Below are 15,301 nucleotides of genomic sequence, written 5' to 3'. Positions count from 1 at the left end.
GTGAATTTAAATAGATAATTGACTTATTTTACTTTAATATTCTGTATGAAAGACTAAGCTACTTGTAAGACACTATACCCTAATTGTTCTATTGTTTCGCTGATTTGTTCAGAAGAGATGATTGTGTCATCATATTTAACTTTGACTTTACTGCTGTTGAATAAGACTTTTGCTGATTCAACACCTTCTGTTTTATTTAAAGCACCTTCAATTTTCTTGATACATGTAGGGCATGTCAGGGTTTCTAATTGTAGTTTGAGTTGTTTCATTTAAATCTTCTCCTTTAATTTTAAATTTGATTAAACGCATGGCGTTGAATATTACGACTAAGACACTTGCTTCATGGATAAACATTCCAATTGCTAGGTTCACACCGCCGAGGAGTACACCGATGAGCAGTGCAAATACTGTCAGCATCGCAATCCAGATATTTTGTTTAATATTACGGTGTGTGGCTTTAGCTAATAAGAATGCATGAGCATATTGTTTTAAACGATCCGCCATTAATACGATATCTGCGGTTTCCATTGAAATATCTGTACCGCCGTCTCCCATAGCTAAGCCGATATCTGCAGTCGCAATCGCAGGGGCATCGTTAATACCATCACCAGCCATCGCAACATGATAACCTTGATTTTGTAGTTGTTTAACGTAAGCTGTTTTATCTTCCGGTAATAAGCCCGCTTCAACCTCATCTATATCTAACTGTTCTGCTATCACACGTGCAGTATGTGCATTATCACCAGTTAACATAATGGTACGTTTCACACCATGTTGTTTCATTAGATCAATGGCTTGTTTCGCATCTTCACGTACTTCATCTTTAATCGATAAAACAGCTGCTAGTTTTCCGTTAATTGCCGCAAAGACTAAAGTATGACCGGTTTGTTCTTCGTATAAGGCATCTTGTTCAGCTTGTGAAATATCAATATGGTGATTTTGCATTAAAGCACGGTTACCGACGATTAATTGTTGATGATCAACTTGACCTGCAATGCCTTTTCCTTTAATCGGCGTCGTTGATTCTACAACATAATCCGTCAGCACATGATGTTGTTCAGCGTAACTTGTTATCGCATGGGCTAAGTGGTGTTCAGAGGTTTGTTCTAAAGTACCGATTAAACCTAATAAATCATGAGGCGGATTATTATAAGTTTGTACACGTAAGAGTTCTGGTTGTCCTTTAGTCAATGTACCTGTTTTATCAAAGACCATCACATCAATATGTGCTAAGGTCTCCATAATGTCACTGCCTTTGATCAAAGCACCATGTTTTGCGCCATTACCTATACCCGCAACACTTGAAACAGGGGCACCGATAATTAATGCACCTGGGCATGCGATAACGAGGAAAGTAATTGCGAGATGCAAGTTCCAAGTGATAAGCCCAACAATAGCGGCTAATACAATGACAGCGGGTGTATACCATTTAGCGAAGCGGTCTAAGAAACGTTCGGTGTTAGATTTAGTTTCTTGAGCTTCTTCAATCAAATCAATAATCTTCGCAAACGCAGTATCTTCTCCGACTTTATCCGCAATCATTTCAACATAACCAGATTCTAATATCGTACTGCTGTATAACGTATCTTGTTGGCGCTTTGTCAGTGGAACCGATTCACCTGTAATAGAGGCTTCGTTAAATGTACCTTCACCTTCAATGATGTGACCATCAACAGGTACACGGCTGCCTGCTGTTAATATAATGCGATCACCTCTTGAAACTTCTTCGATTGATACTAAAGTACGTGATCCATCCGCTTGTTTAATTAAGGCTTCTTCAGGTGATAATTCTGTTAATGATTGAATGGAGCGACGTGTCCGTTCTAATGTCTTTTTCTCTAAATAACTTCCAAATAAGAATAGAAACATTACAACAGCTGCCTCGATAAATTCACCAATAAAGAGTGCACCGATGACTGCGATACTAATCAGCAGTTCAATGCTGAACATTTTAAATCGTAGTGCCTGTATCGCACGTAATCCGATAGGCAACATCGCAATAGCAGTCGCAAAGATAAGCAAGGCATCTCCCATTACAGCAATATCTTTTAGAAAGATACGTATCAAGATGCCAGCTACAATGGCAATGAATGCGACTAATGTTAATGTTTGTTCATAACGATAAATCCATTTTGTAAACATCAAAAAACTCCTCCTCTCATATGAAGTGATGTCTGCTTTCACTTTTAATGATACGAGAGAAGGAGAGAAATAAAATTGACCTAGATCAATTTTTCAGTACTTTATAGGTATTGTGATTGATTTTGTCTAAAACACCTTCTTGTTCCAGTTGTTTGAAGGTACGATTCAGTGTTTCTGGCTGCATGCTTAAATAAGTCGCTAAATTCTTTTTAGTCATTGAAAGCTTTAATAAACCGTCTGTTGTCTCTAGTTGGATGTATTCCAGTAAACGCTCTTTACTGCTCATCAATGCGATTTGTGTCGTCATCGTTTCAGATTGATTCAATCGTTCTGCCAAACCTTCAATCATTTTAATTCCGATTTCAGGATAATCTGTCATTAATTGATGAATAGAGGATTGGTTAATCGTACATACATCACTGTCCTCTAACGCTTCTGCATACGTATTAGCACTATCTGATGCATTAAATAAAGTCAACTCACCTGTAAAATCACTATGTTCTAAAATACGGATTAATTGTTCATTCCCTTCATCCGTCAGTCTATAGATGCGTACTTTGCCGGAATGAATCACAAATAAAGTATGCACATCATCTCCAGCCATAAAGAGGTAATCGCCTTTACGTACTTTTGTCGCATGAACTTTTGAAAAGACATGTTCTAATGCTTCTGTATCTAAATTTTGGAATAAGGGTACCTTACTGACACATAATTCATAACCTTTCATTATGGATGCTCCTTTAATCTTCTTATCTTTAGCTTAATTCATTTAATTAAAAGGGTAAATAACATTGCTTTTAACTAAAATGTAACGAATTAGTGAAATATTTAACAAATTAATTGAAACAATTGTATGTTTTTAATTGTCAAAGCGTTTTCAGTATGACATACTACAAACTAATTAGTATGACACATTGATAAAAATAGATGAGGTGATCTACAAATGACAAAATATATTTATGCATTTGAAGAAGGTAGTCAATCCATGAAGGATTTGCTTGGCGGTAAAGGTGCAAACTTAGCTGAAATGATGCGCTTAGGTTTACCAGTACCAGATGGCTTTACGATAACTACAGAAGCATGTATTGAATATTTGAAACAAGGCGCAACATTATCTGACGAGTTAAAAGAGGAATTACATACACAACTCAAAGCTTTCTCAGAACGTACTAGGAAATCTTTTTCATCTGACGACAACTTGTTGTTAGTTTCTGTCCGTAGTGGTGCGAAAATTTCAATGCCGGGTATGATGGACACGATTTTAAACTTAGGTTTAAATGATGAAAATGTTGAGAAGTTAGCTGAAAAAACAAATGATGCACGCTTTGCGTATGATTGTTATCGTCGCTTGCTTCAAATGTTTGGACAAGTTGTATACGGTATCAACATGACAGCATTTGATCGCTACTTCGACAAATATAAAGAAGATAATGGTTATGAAACTGATGCTGAAATTCCAGCAGAAGGTTTAAAAGTCATCAGTGCACGTTTCAAAGAAATTTATGAAGAAGAAGTTTATAAACCATTCCCGCAAGATCCATTTACACAATTGACTGAAGCAGTTGAAGCGGTATTTAAATCTTGGGATAACGACCGTGCGCGTGTATACCGTGATTTAAATGATATCCCGCACGATATCGGTACAGGTGTCAACATCCAAGAAATGGTCTTCGGTAATAGTGGAGACCGCAGTGGTACAGGTGTTGCTTTTACAAGAAACCCTGTGACAGGTGATAACCATGTCTTTGGTGAGTACTTATTAAATGCACAAGGTGAAGACGTTGTGGCAGGTATTCGTACACCAAAAGAAATTGAAACACTGGCACAACAAATGCCTGAGGTTTATCAAGAGTTCGTAGATGTGACTGAGAAATTAGAAGCACATTATAAAGATATGCAAGATATTGAATTCACAATTGAAAACGGTAAACTTTATATTTTACAAACAAGAAATGGGAAACGTACAGCCAAAGCAGCAATGAAAATTGCGGTTGATTTAGTAGATGAAGGGGTTATCACTAAAGAAGAGGCGCTAACAAAGGTAGATGTAAAATCAATTGATACATTATTGCATCCGACGTTCAAACCAGAAGCGATTGAAGCGGCAGAAGCAATTTCTGATGCAGGTCTTCCTGCAAGTCCAGGTGCATCAACAGGTAAAGTAGTCTTCTCAGCAGAAGATGCGAAAGTACAAGCGGATCAAGGTGAAAAAGTAATTTTAATGCGACCTGAAACATCACCTGAAGATATTGAAGGTATGGTCGCAAGTGAAGCGATTGTGACAACGCATGGCGGTATGACATCTCATGCGGCAGTTGTTGCTCGCGGTATGGGTAAATGTTGTGTAACAGGCTGTTCAAACTTAAATATCGATACTGAAAATAAAGTTGTAACATATCATGGTCAAACGTTAAATGAAGGTGACATCATTTCAGTTGATGGTTCAACAGGTAATATTTATTTAGGCGATATTGAAAAAACAGATGCTGACCACAGTGAAGACTTTGATCGCTTCATGCAATGGACACAAGAAACTGCACGTTTAAATGTACGCATGAACGCTGAAACACCACAAGACATCGCATCAGGTTACCAATTTGATGCAGCAGGTATCGGCTTAGTCAGAACTGAGCATATGTTCTTTGGTGCAGAACGTTTAGTTCAAATGCGTCGTTTCATCTTAGCTTCTTCACAAGAGGAACGAATCGAAGCATTAAATGAAATCCGTAAATATCAAATTGAAGACTTCGAACAGATTTTCAGATTATCTAATGGCCGTCCGACAATTGTACGTTTACTGGATCCGCCATTACATGAATTCTTACCGAAAACAAATGATGAAATTCAATTAGTTTCACAACAATTAAATGTTGATAAAGACGTGCTGCGTAAACGTATTGTTGACTTGCATGAAACTAACCCAATGCTTGGTCACCGTGGCTGCCGTTTAGCAGTAACTTATCCAGAACTTGCTGAAATGCAGACTGAAGCGATTATCGGCAGTGTGTTAAAATTAAAAAATGAGGGTATCGAAAGTCAACCTGAAATTATGATACCGCTTGTATCTACAGTAGAAGAATTCAAAACATTAAAAGACACAATCCAAGCGACAGCTGAAAGCATGTTAGCAAAAGACAATACGTCGATCGATTACTTAATCGGAACAATGATTGAAACACCAAGAGCTTGCTTGATTGCAGGGCAACTTGCGAAAGAATCAGAGTTCTTCAGTTTCGGTACGAATGACTTAACACAATTAACATTTGGATTCTCTCGTGATGATGCAGGTAAATTTATCAGTGAATATATCAACAGAGGCTTACTTGAAGTCGACCCATTCCAAACATTGGATGTTGATGGTGTAGGTCAGTTGATTAAAACAGCAGTAGAGCAAGCTAAAGCTGCAAATCCAAACATCAAAATTGGGGTTTGTGGTGAACTCGGCGGTGATCCGAAATCAATTCATTATTTCAATAACTTAGCGATTGATTATGTCTCATGCTCACCATTCAGAGTTCCTGGCGCAATGTTGGCTGCTGCTCAAAGCCAAGCAGAAAGTGAGAGAGCAATCGGTGCAAAACAATAATGAACATTTAGCATTATATATAGTGTCAGATTCTATCGGAGAAACTGCACAGCGTATGATTCATGCGACACTAACGCAGTTTCCTGATATAGAAGATGACGTAGAAATTAAGAAATTCCCCTTCATTAAAAATGAAGAAGAATTTCTAACGATTTTAAAATTAGCAAAGCAGCGTGATGCGATTGTCATCACAACGCTCGTGAATCCAAAATTTAATCAAATCGGTCAAGCTTATGCTGAAGAGCAAGGTATCCTTTATGTAGATTATATGACAGATTTGCTTAATTTAATTGAAAACAAAACACATAAAAAAGCCTTACGTGAAAGCGGTGCCTTACGCAAAATGGATCAGCACTATTTTGAACGTATTGAGGCAATGGAATTCTCAGTCAAATATGATGATGGCAAAGTTTTTACCGGTATTGAAGAAGCAGATGCGGTGATTCTAGGTGTGTCCCGAACATCTAAAACACCTCTTAGTATGTATCTTGCGAACAAAGGTTATAAAATCGCCAATATTCCATTAGTACCTGAAGCACCGATTCCTGAAGAAGTCTTCAACAAGAAAATGTTAGTATTCGGCTTAACCGCAAGTCCCGATTATATTATGAATATCCGTACAGAACGCATCCGTGTACTGGGTATGAAAGGTTCAGCCAACTACAACAGTTTACATCGCATTAAAAAAGAATTAAGTTATGCGGAAGAAGTCTTTGATAAATTTAATGCCATTGTCATTAACACGGAATATAAATCTATCGAAGAATCTGCATTTTACATTGAAAAATACCTGAACAAATAACAACCATTCTATTCATCCATTAAACATAATAGAAAATTCCTTAATAACTTCTCACAAATATAAACGAAGCCGTAACTGCCTCCATTCAGTTACGGCTTTTTAAGTTGCTTATATTGAACTTTATGCATTTCACATTTAATTTAGAAGTATAAGTAAAAAAAGGAGCGGTTAAAATGGAAAATGAACAAATTGTCTTCGCACAATTTCCAGACGGATTACCAGATGAACAAACGTTTCGTTATGAACCAGCTGAAATCATAGAGCCAAAACAAGGTGAAGTGTTATTAGAAACAGCATACCTATCAATTGATCCTTATTTTCGTAATGGCATGATTAAAGGGGCTTCTTATGTGACAGCCTTCAAAATTGATCAACCAATATGGGGAAGAGGGCTCGCAAAAGTAATTCAATCAAAAGACAATACGTTCAAAGAAGGAGACATTGTCAGAGGTCTGTTTGAATGGAAACGTTATAATACAATGTCGGCAGAAGATTTGGAAGTGCTAAATGTAGATGATGATATACTAGTGCATTGGTATTTAGGTGCTTTAGGTGCAACGGGTCAAACGGCTTATCATGGTTTGTTAGAAATTGGCCAACCAAAAGCTAGTGAAACGGTTGTTGTTTCAGCAGCATCAGGTGCTGTCGGTTCAGTCGTCGGCCAAATTGCGAAAATCAAAGATTGCTATGTAGTAGGTATTGCCGGCGGTAAGGCTAAAACACAATACCTCATAGATGAACTTGGATTTGATGACGCAGTCGACTACAAAAAAGAGGATTATGCTGAAGCATTAGCTAAAGCAGTACCAAATGGTGTCGATGTATACTATGAAAATGTCGGCGGTACAGTTGCGAATGAAGTATTTAAGCATTTAAATTCATTTGCGCGAATACCTGTGTGTGGTTCAATCTCTAACTATAATGATAAAGAAATATCATATGAACCCGCTGTTCAACCAATGTTGATTAAAAATCAAGCATTGATGCAAGGGTTTTTAGCTTCTCAATTTAAAGATGATTTTGAACGTGCTGAAAAAGACTTAGCACAATGGATCAAAGATGGAAAACTCAAAACAAAAACGTCATTAGTAAAAGGCTTCGGCAACATCCCAAGTGCATTCAGAGCACTCTTTACAGGTAAAGAAATTGGCAAACAAATCGTTCAAGTTTCTTCCGTATTAGATTAATCATTTAGGCATTCTAAAGGTGATACACCACTTTTAGAATGCCTATTTTTCATTGCAGTCCTTTAAAGAAACCTCTATACTTAAGTGAAAATATACAATCAGCAGGAAAGAACGAGGGGATAGAGATGGAGAAACAAAATCAACCTGATGCGAAAACGATTAGAATTATCGCCATAATTGCGATTGTTTTAGGCGTACTAGGTATTGTTAAGTATATATGGGCTGAATATCACCCCACAAATCCGTTAGATAAAGAAACAAAAATCAATACACCTACAATTTTTATGCATGGTTATGGCGGCAGTGTGAATTCATTACGCTTCTTTGAAACACAGGCACAAAAAGAAGGCTATACGAAAAAGCCGGTCGTCGCGACAGTAGGGGCAAATGGCCATGTCACTTTAAAAGGTAAATTTGATACGAAAGATAAACACCCGATTGTTTTAGTTAATTTGAAGGATAACGAAAATGGTGACATGAAACTGAATGCATTTTGGATTAAAAATGTACTTGAAGCGTTACAACAAGATTATCAATTTAAACAATTCAACATTGTGACACATTCTATGAGTAATATGTCGTTTGCGAAGTACATGTTAGACAACAGTAATAATCCAGACTTGCCGACTTTACATAAACAAGTCAATATCGCAGGTATATTTAATGGCATCATCGGTATGGGAGATGAACCAGGAAAAGTAACATTAGATAAAAATGGGAAGCCTGATCAAATGACAGATGGTTATGTAGAAATATTGAAGTTGAAAAAAGATCCTGCCTATAAAAATGTAGAAATCTTAAATATTTATGGAGATATCCAAGATGGTACACACAGTGATGGTCGTGTGACAAATGCTTCTTCTAAATCTTTAAAATATATTATGAAAGATCATGCGAAAAGTTATCGTGAACTTTTGATAGAAGGTAAACAAGGTCAACATAGTCAACTTCATGAGAGTGATAAAGTTGCGGAAAATATCTTTAAGTTCTTATGGGGCAGTAAGCAAGGTTAGAAAAATCATAATTCGGCAATACTAATAATATAATGACTCATAGATTGGAGCGGATGACATGACACAAAATGAACAAATTGTGTTAGCACAATATCCAGAAGGATTGCCTAAAGCAGAGGACTTTCGCTTTGAAATAATTGATATTGCTTCACCTGAAGAAGGAGAAGTCACAATTGAAACAGCTTATATTTCAGCTGATCCTTATATGCGTAATCGTATGAAACCGAATACGAATTCTTATATCGGCGGTTTTGAATTAGACCAGCCAATTGTAGGTTTAGCAGTAGGACAAGTAACAGAATCCAATCATTCTGACTTTAAAAAAGGTGACACAGTGTCTGGTATGTTGCCATGGCAAAAATACAGTACAGTGAAAGCTGATGATTTAATGCATTTGCCAGATTTAGATGTACCACCTTATTTATTCTTAGGTGTTTTAGGCATGACTGGTCAAACAGCTTATCACGGCTTGTTAGATATCGGTCAACCAAAAGCTGGTGAAACAGTCTTGGTTTCAGCGGCTTCTGGCGCAGTCGGTGCAGTGGTTGGCCAAATCGCAAAAATCAAAGGTACCCGTGTTGTCGGTATTGCAGGCGGAGATCAGAAAACAAGCTATCTTGTTGATGAACTAGGCTTTGATGAAGCGGTGGATTATAAGAAAGAAGATTATGCAGAAGCCTTAGCTCAAGCAGTACCGGACGGCGTAGATGTCTACTTTGAAAACGTTGGCGGAACTGTCGCAAATGAAGTATTTAAACACTTAAATACATTCGCACGTATACCGGTATGCGGTTCTATTTCTAAATATAATGATACAGAAGTTTCTTACGAACCTGCAGTGCAACCGATGTTAATTAAACATCAAGCATTGATGCAAGGTTTCTTAGTGCATCAATTCAAAGATGACTTTGCGCGTGCAGGTCAAGAATTAGCACAATGGGTTAAAGAAGGTAAGATTAAAACGAAAACATCTGTAGCAGAAGGTTTTGACCAAGTCCCTAAAGCCTTCAATAATCTTTTCACAGGTGAGAATTTTGGTAAACAAGTGATAAAAATTTCTAATGTATTAGATAAATGAGGTGTATAGATGATGAAAGCAATTGGAGCAGATCGTGCCTTTCAATTATCAGAGGGCAATTTATTTTATGAATTTGATAAAGAAAAACCAACGCCAAAAGATAGAGAATTATTAATTAAAGTTAAAGCAATCAGCGCAAACCCGATTGACACTAAACAACGTCAAAGACCTATTGAACAACCGCCTAGAATTTTAGGATATGATGCAGTAGGTGTTGTTGAAGCAACAGGAGATAACTGTGAACTTTACCAAGTTGGCGATGAAGTCTTTTATTCTGGTTCATTGAAATTTGATGGTTCTAATGCCGAATATCAAACGATGGATGAACGTTATGTGGCGACCAAACCTAGCAATGTATCTTATACAGAAGCGGCAAGTCTTCCATTAACTTCTATTACGGCGTATGAAGTCCTTTTCGATATTTTCAATATCTCTACGAACCCTGATAATAATAAAGGGAAAACCTTATTAATTATCAATGGTGCAGGCGGTGTCGGCAGTATTGCGACACAAATCGCTAAAGCATACGGACTTAAAGTCGTTACGACAGCAGGCAGAGAAGAAACTAAAGCTTGGTCAGAAAAAATGGGTGCAGATTTAGTAATCAATTATAAAGAAGATATGAAAGCACAACTTGAAGCTAACAATGTTAAAGACATTGACTTTATTTTCTGCACTTTCGATACAGATTTATATTATGAAACAATGATTGATCTTGTAAAAGCACGCGGTACACTTGCGACGATTGTCGCATTCAATGAAAAACAAGATTTGAACTTGTTGAAAGGTAAAAGTTTAACATTTGGACATGAAAATATGTTTGCACGTTCATTGAATAATATAGATGTGATTCAATATCACCGTTATTTAACAGACGTTTCTAAAAAAGTAGAAGCGGGTGTTTATCAACCGACAGTGACGAAAGTCTTCGATGAATTAACGCCAGAAACGCTATTTGAAGCGCATCAATTACTAGAAGACCATGTGATGAAAGGTAAAATTGTGTTTGATATGGAATCATAATTAAAATATAAATGACACTAGAAGAATGCTGACAAAGCGAAATTCTAGTGTCATTTTTTATAAGACTGAAAAATTGCTTATTCATATCGGTCATTCTATGATATGGGCACAAACATATAAAGAAAGGAACGATATAAATGAAAGCAATCGGTGCAGATCGAGGATTTGAATTATCTGAAGGTAATTTATTCTATGAATTTGATAAAACGAAGCCTGAACCAAAAGGCAATGAATTATTAGTAAAAGTCAAAGCCATCAGTGTTAATCCTGTAGATACTAAAATTCGCCAATCGCCTGTTGAAAAAGCACCACGGATTTTAGGGTTTGATGCGGCAGGTGTGGTAGAAGCAACAGGACCAGATTGTGAATTATTTAAAGTCGGCGATGAAGTTTACTATTCAGGTGCGAGCTTTTATGATGGCTCAAATGAAGAGTACCAAGTGATGGATGAACGTTATGTAGGTAAAAAACCAAGTAACTTAACATTTACAGAAGCAGCTAGCTTACCGTTAACAGCACTAACAGCGTATGAAGTGTTATTCGATACGTTCAACATTTCATCTAATCCTGAAAATAATAAAGGCAAATCATTATTCATTATTAACGGTGCAGGCGGTGTCGGCAGTATCGCAACACAAATTGCGAAAGCTTATGGATTAGAAGTAGTGACAACTGCTGGACGTGAAGAAACAAAAGCTTGGTCAGAAAAAATGGGTGCTGACTTAGTGATTAATCATAAAGAAGATATCAAAGCACAATTAGATGAACATCAAGTTGCGCCATTTGATTATGTTTTCTGTACGTATGACACGGATGGCTATTATGAATTAATGATAGATTTAGTTAAAGCACGTGGTCATATTGTCACAATTGTGGCCTTTGATGAAAAACAAGATTTAAACTTATTGAAAGGTAAGAGCGTGACATTCACACATGATTATATGTTTGGTCGTGCGGACTATGGTTTAAATGTGATTACGTTCCATCGTCATTTGACAGATTTGACTAAGAAGGTAGAAGCGGGTACGTATCAACACACGAAAACGAAAGAAATACAAGGGTTAACTACAGAAACACTATACGAAGCGCATCAACTATTAGAAAATCAATCCATGATTGGTAAGTTAGTGATTAATATGGAAAACGAATAATTATTTTTGAAGCACTGGGAATCATTTTCTCAGTGCTTCTAATTTTAGTGCATAATAAATTTGATAAGTTTTTTTATGAGAAGAAAAATAATTGTATAAATGAGATTGAAAAGCGTCATAGCGGGTAATTACATGTTATCAACAAATTTAGAAAGGGATTATTGGTATGAAAGAGAAAAAGATTACCAAAGTGTTTTGGTTTGCGCTCGTCATTTGTACATTATTTGTAATCTATGGTGCGATTTTCCCAAAACAACTTGAAGCAGGGACACAACAAATTACAACTTTCATCGCTAAATACTTTACATGGTATTATCTGATTTTATTATTAGTGATATTGATTGTATGTATTTACTTACTCTTCTCACGTTATTCAAATATCACTTTGGGAGAAGAAGGAGAAGATCCAGAGTTTTCACTGCAATCATGGTTTGCGATGTTATTTAGTGCAGGTATGGGTATCGGTTTAGTTTTCTGGACAACAGCTGAACCTATCAGTCATGCATTTACTCAAACGCCGATACATAAAGCTGGAACTCAAGCAGCCATTGATGACGCGATGCAGTTTGCGTTCTTCCACTGGGGCGTTCATGCTTGGGCCGTATACGGTATTGTTGCGTTAGTATTCGCTTATTTCAGTTTCCATCGTGGTTATGCAGGTTTAGTGAGTGCAACGTTGGTACCGTTATTAGGTGAAAAACGTATGAATGGACCGCTTGGCGGTACCATTGATGTATTAGCAATTATTGCGACAGTAACAGGTGTTGCGGCAACACTTGGGTTTGGTGCGTTGCAAATTAACGAAGGATTAAACTATTTATTCAAAGTACCATCTAACTTCGGCATGCAAGTTATTATCGTGATTATTGCGACGTTCTTATTTACATGGAGTGCATGGTCAGGTATCGATAAAGGGATTAAAACTTTAAGTAATATTAATATGATTTTAGCATTTATCGTTTTAATCGTATTATTCGCAGTCGGACCGACACTCTTTACTTTAAATAATTTTACAAACTCACTAGGTAATTATATTTACAATTTCTTTGGGATGAGTTTACGTATTCCGCAAAACGGCGGAGAAAAATTCCAATGGATGCAGAACTGGACAGTCTTCTATTGGGCATGGTGGATTTCATGGGCACCATTCGTAGGAATCTTTATTGCGCGTGTGTCACGCGGTCGTACTATTAAAGAGTTTATTTTAGGTGTTTTATTTGTACCAGCCTTAGTTTGTTTCTTCTTCTTTGCAGTCTTCGGATCAGCTGCAATCTATTTACAGAAAAACGGTATTGCGGATATTGCGAAAGAAGCAACAGAAACAGCTACCTTCGCAACTTTACAACACTATCCGCTCGGCTTTTTATTAAGTCTGGTTTCGTTAGTAGTTATCATGATTTTCTTCGTCACTTCAGCAGACTCAGCAACTTATGTGCTTGGTATGTTAAGTGCAAAAGGAAGTATCCACCCAGCTTCAGCAATTAAAGTATCTTGGGGTGTGATTTTAGCACTCTTTGCGTTGATCATGATTTATACAGGCGGAACACAAGCGATTCAAAACTTATTAATTATCGCAGCACTGCCATTCTCAATCGTTATTATTTTAATGATGTGGTCGTTGTTTAGAGCATTAGGTGAAGAAAAGCCACGGTACCAACAACCCAGATATAAACATTCGGAAGTTTTATCGCATAAAAGTAACAGGGAAGAAATAGAAGAATAGTTAAAAAAATGAAGGCATAAGTTGCTTTATCATAAGATAAACAAACTTATGCTTTTATTTTTTACAATAAAATTTATTGTGTTTTTTTATAAATGAGTCGGGGTATAAAAAAAGTAATGTCACAAACATTGATATGAGGAGGTGCAGCACCGTGAGAAGATTGAAGAATTTCATCTTAGGATTAATCATTGTGGTGGTTGTCGGAATGTTAGTGTTTATGCTCGCTAAAGTACCGCAGATTCCACAAGTTGAAACTTACCAACAACAATTACTGACATTTGCATGGTTCTTACCAGTACTCTTTACGTTGGCTGGACTGTTAATTGTGTTAGGTATTATTTTGGTGTTCAGCTTATTTGCGCCGACACATCGCAAGCCGGGTCTTTATAAATTTTATAAAGATGGTCATATATATATTTCAAGAAAATCAATCGAGAAAGTCGTGTATGACACAATGGCTAATTACGAGCAGTTGATGCAACCGAATGTTGTTACGAAGTGCTACAGTAAAAAGAAAAAGTCGTACATAGATGTAAAAGCGGACTTCTTTTTACCAGATGATACTCATGCACGAACTTTAACAGAAAATGTCAGAACAGATATTAAGAAAAACGTAGAATATTTCACAGAAATTCCTGTAAGAAAATTAGAGGTTAATGTGAAAGATCAGAAAAGTCCATCAAGTCCAAGAGTACTATAAAGGAGGGAGACCCAGATGCCAAACGAAAATAATCAACAACCAAATGATTCAACACAACACGTGGTGAATTTTATTAAAAGTTATATTGGTAGAATTGTCGGATTTTTAGTGTTTTTAGTTATCGCAATCTTATTCCTAACACTCGGCTTTTGGAAAACCATCCTGATTATCGTGTTGTGTTTGATTGGAATAGGAATTGGGTATATTAAAGACCGTAAGCAACAATTTCTCAACTTTTTAAATCGATGGAGTTAATTTATAATTTGAAAATTAGTTTAAGGGTATAGACGAAATATAATATGTTTGAAAAGGAGAATGTACTATGGCAGTAGATAATACAAAAGCAAAACAAGCATATGATCAAGAAACTGGAGTGAATAAAGTGGAACAGCAACAACAAGAAAACCAACAAAACCAACAACCGAAATTCCAAAATAAATTAACATTTGCAGATGAAGTTATTGAAAAAATCTCAGGTATTGCTGCACGTGAAGTTAACGGTATCTTATCATTAAAAGGCAACTTTGTTGATAGTATCAGTAATCAATTCTCTAACACTGAAAATGTGACACAAGGTGTTTCAGTAGAAGTAGGAGAAAAACAAACTGCAGTAGACTTAAAAGTAGTTTTAGAATATGGTGAATCAGCACCAAAAATCTTCAATAAAGTGACAGACTTAATTAAAGAACAAGTAAAATATATGACTGGTCTTCAAGTAGTTGAAGTAAACATGCGTGTTGAAGATGTTATGACTCGTAAAGAGTTTGAACAAAAACAAAAAAATAATCAAGAGCAACAAAAGAACCAAGATAAAGGTTTACAATAATTCAGCGTTGCATCGTGATTTAGTAATATAAATAAGTAAGAGGGCGGATTTGAAGATAACTTCAAAATAC

At 36.4% G+C, this 15,301-nt stretch carries 14 protein-coding genes; 11 read left to right on the top strand and 3 right to left on the bottom strand.

Annotated features, from left to right (window positions below):
- Positions 1–53: 53 nt before the first annotated feature.
- The 3 genes from HMPREF3031_RS07415 to HMPREF3031_RS07405 all read right to left on the bottom strand — a co-directional run bounded on the left by HMPREF3031_RS07415 (position 54) and on the right by HMPREF3031_RS07405 (position 2,869).
- Positions 54–269 (bottom strand): heavy-metal-associated domain-containing protein, encoded by a 216-nt coding sequence (locus HMPREF3031_RS07415; RefSeq protein WP_002479532.1) that lies wholly within the window; start codon positions 267–269, stop codon positions 54–56.
- Entirely contained in the window at positions 208–2,142 is a 1,935-nt protein-coding gene (locus HMPREF3031_RS07410) for a heavy metal translocating P-type ATPase (RefSeq protein WP_070724796.1), read from the bottom strand. The genes HMPREF3031_RS07415 and HMPREF3031_RS07410 overlap by 62 nt, the downstream gene beginning before the upstream one ends.
- 85 nt (positions 2,143–2,227) lie before the next feature.
- Positions 2,228–2,869, bottom strand: a complete 642-nt coding sequence (locus tag HMPREF3031_RS07405; protein WP_002479530.1) for a Crp/Fnr family transcriptional regulator — start codon at positions 2,867–2,869, stop codon at positions 2,228–2,230.
- A 216-nt stretch (positions 2,870–3,085) separates the two neighbouring features.
- Here HMPREF3031_RS07405 and ppdK point away from each other — a divergent pair, with 216 nt between their 5' ends.
- The 11 genes from ppdK (at position 3,086) to HMPREF3031_RS07350 (ending at position 15,231) form a co-directional block, all read left to right on the top strand.
- Positions 3,086–5,728 (top strand): pyruvate, phosphate dikinase, encoded by a 2,643-nt coding sequence (gene ppdK, locus HMPREF3031_RS07400; protein ID WP_002479529.1) that lies wholly within the window; start codon positions 3,086–3,088, stop codon positions 5,726–5,728.
- Positions 5,715–6,530, top strand: a complete 816-nt coding sequence (locus HMPREF3031_RS07395; protein ID WP_002479528.1) for a pyruvate, water dikinase regulatory protein — start codon at positions 5,715–5,717, stop codon at positions 6,528–6,530. The genes ppdK and HMPREF3031_RS07395 overlap by 14 nt, the downstream gene beginning before the upstream one ends.
- Positions 6,531–6,703: 173 nt before the next feature.
- On the top strand, positions 6,704–7,717 hold the full coding sequence (locus HMPREF3031_RS07390; RefSeq protein WP_002479527.1) for an NADP-dependent oxidoreductase: 1,014 nt from the start codon (positions 6,704–6,706) through the stop codon (positions 7,715–7,717).
- A gap of 125 nt (positions 7,718–7,842) precedes the next feature.
- Positions 7,843–8,730 (top strand): alpha/beta hydrolase, encoded by an 888-nt coding sequence (locus tag HMPREF3031_RS07385; RefSeq protein ID WP_002479526.1) that lies wholly within the window; start codon positions 7,843–7,845, stop codon positions 8,728–8,730.
- Between the two features lie 58 nt (positions 8,731–8,788).
- Positions 8,789–9,808 carry an NADP-dependent oxidoreductase gene (locus HMPREF3031_RS07380; protein ID WP_070724794.1) on the top strand — a complete coding sequence of 340 codons (1,020 nt, stop codon included), beginning with the start codon at positions 8,789–8,791 and terminating at the stop codon, positions 9,806–9,808.
- A 12-nt stretch (positions 9,809–9,820) separates the two neighbouring features.
- Positions 9,821–10,831 (top strand): zinc-binding alcohol dehydrogenase family protein, encoded by a 1,011-nt coding sequence (locus tag HMPREF3031_RS07375; RefSeq protein WP_037556162.1) that lies wholly within the window; start codon positions 9,821–9,823, stop codon positions 10,829–10,831.
- A gap of 137 nt (positions 10,832–10,968) precedes the next feature.
- On the top strand, positions 10,969–11,982 hold the full coding sequence (locus HMPREF3031_RS07370; protein ID WP_002479523.1) for a zinc-binding alcohol dehydrogenase family protein: 1,014 nt from the start codon (positions 10,969–10,971) through the stop codon (positions 11,980–11,982).
- A 166-nt stretch (positions 11,983–12,148) separates the two neighbouring features.
- Complete coding sequence (locus HMPREF3031_RS07365; RefSeq protein ID WP_002479522.1) at positions 12,149–13,705, top strand: BCCT family transporter; 1,557 nt, start codon at positions 12,149–12,151, stop codon at positions 13,703–13,705.
- Between the two features lie 151 nt (positions 13,706–13,856).
- The gene (gene amaP / locus HMPREF3031_RS07360; protein ID WP_002479521.1) at positions 13,857–14,405 is read left to right on the top strand and encodes an alkaline shock response membrane anchor protein AmaP; all 549 of its coding nucleotides are present in this window, start codon (positions 13,857–13,859) and stop codon (positions 14,403–14,405) included.
- A gap of 15 nt (positions 14,406–14,420) precedes the next feature.
- Positions 14,421–14,660, top strand: a complete 240-nt coding sequence (locus HMPREF3031_RS07355) for a DUF2273 domain-containing protein (RefSeq protein WP_002479520.1) — start codon at positions 14,421–14,423, stop codon at positions 14,658–14,660.
- Between the two features lie 67 nt (positions 14,661–14,727).
- Positions 14,728–15,231 carry an Asp23/Gls24 family envelope stress response protein gene (locus tag HMPREF3031_RS07350; protein ID WP_002479519.1) on the top strand — a complete coding sequence of 168 codons (504 nt, stop codon included), beginning with the start codon at positions 14,728–14,730 and terminating at the stop codon, positions 15,229–15,231.
- Positions 15,232–15,301 lie beyond the last annotated feature (70 nt).

The sequence above is a fragment of the Staphylococcus sp. HMSC072B07 genome, from assembly GCF_001815505.1.
Taxonomy (GTDB): Bacteria; Bacillota; Bacilli; order Staphylococcales; family Staphylococcaceae; genus Staphylococcus; species Staphylococcus simulans.
Note: the sequence above shows the minus strand (reverse complement) of the source record. Positions and strands in the feature narration are given on the sequence as shown.

Excerpts from the sequence above, each read along its gene's own strand:
- HMPREF3031_RS07415 (WP_002479532.1), bottom strand. The coding sequence starts at position 269 with ATGAAACAACTCAAACTACAATTAGAAACCCTGACATGCCCTACATGT.
- HMPREF3031_RS07410 (WP_070724796.1), bottom strand. The coding sequence starts at position 2,142 with ATGTTTACAAAATGGATTTATCGTTATGAACAAACATTAACATTAGTC.
- HMPREF3031_RS07405 (WP_002479530.1), bottom strand. The coding sequence starts at position 2,869 with ATGAAAGGTTATGAATTATGTGTCAGTAAGGTACCCTTATTCCAAAAT.
- ppdK (WP_002479529.1), top strand. The coding sequence starts at position 3,086 with ATGACAAAATATATTTATGCATTTGAAGAAGGTAGTCAATCCATGAAG.
- HMPREF3031_RS07390 (WP_002479527.1), top strand. The coding sequence starts at position 6,704 with ATGGAAAATGAACAAATTGTCTTCGCACAATTTCCAGACGGATTACCA.
- HMPREF3031_RS07385 (WP_002479526.1), top strand. The coding sequence starts at position 7,843 with ATGGAGAAACAAAATCAACCTGATGCGAAAACGATTAGAATTATCGCC.
- HMPREF3031_RS07380 (WP_070724794.1), top strand. The coding sequence starts at position 8,789 with ATGACACAAAATGAACAAATTGTGTTAGCACAATATCCAGAAGGATTG.
- HMPREF3031_RS07375 (WP_037556162.1), top strand. The coding sequence starts at position 9,821 with ATGAAAGCAATTGGAGCAGATCGTGCCTTTCAATTATCAGAGGGCAAT.
- HMPREF3031_RS07370 (WP_002479523.1), top strand. The coding sequence starts at position 10,969 with ATGAAAGCAATCGGTGCAGATCGAGGATTTGAATTATCTGAAGGTAAT.
- HMPREF3031_RS07365 (WP_002479522.1), top strand. The coding sequence starts at position 12,149 with ATGAAAGAGAAAAAGATTACCAAAGTGTTTTGGTTTGCGCTCGTCATT.
- HMPREF3031_RS07355 (WP_002479520.1), top strand. The coding sequence starts at position 14,421 with ATGCCAAACGAAAATAATCAACAACCAAATGATTCAACACAACACGTG.
- HMPREF3031_RS07350 (WP_002479519.1), top strand. The coding sequence starts at position 14,728 with ATGGCAGTAGATAATACAAAAGCAAAACAAGCATATGATCAAGAAACT.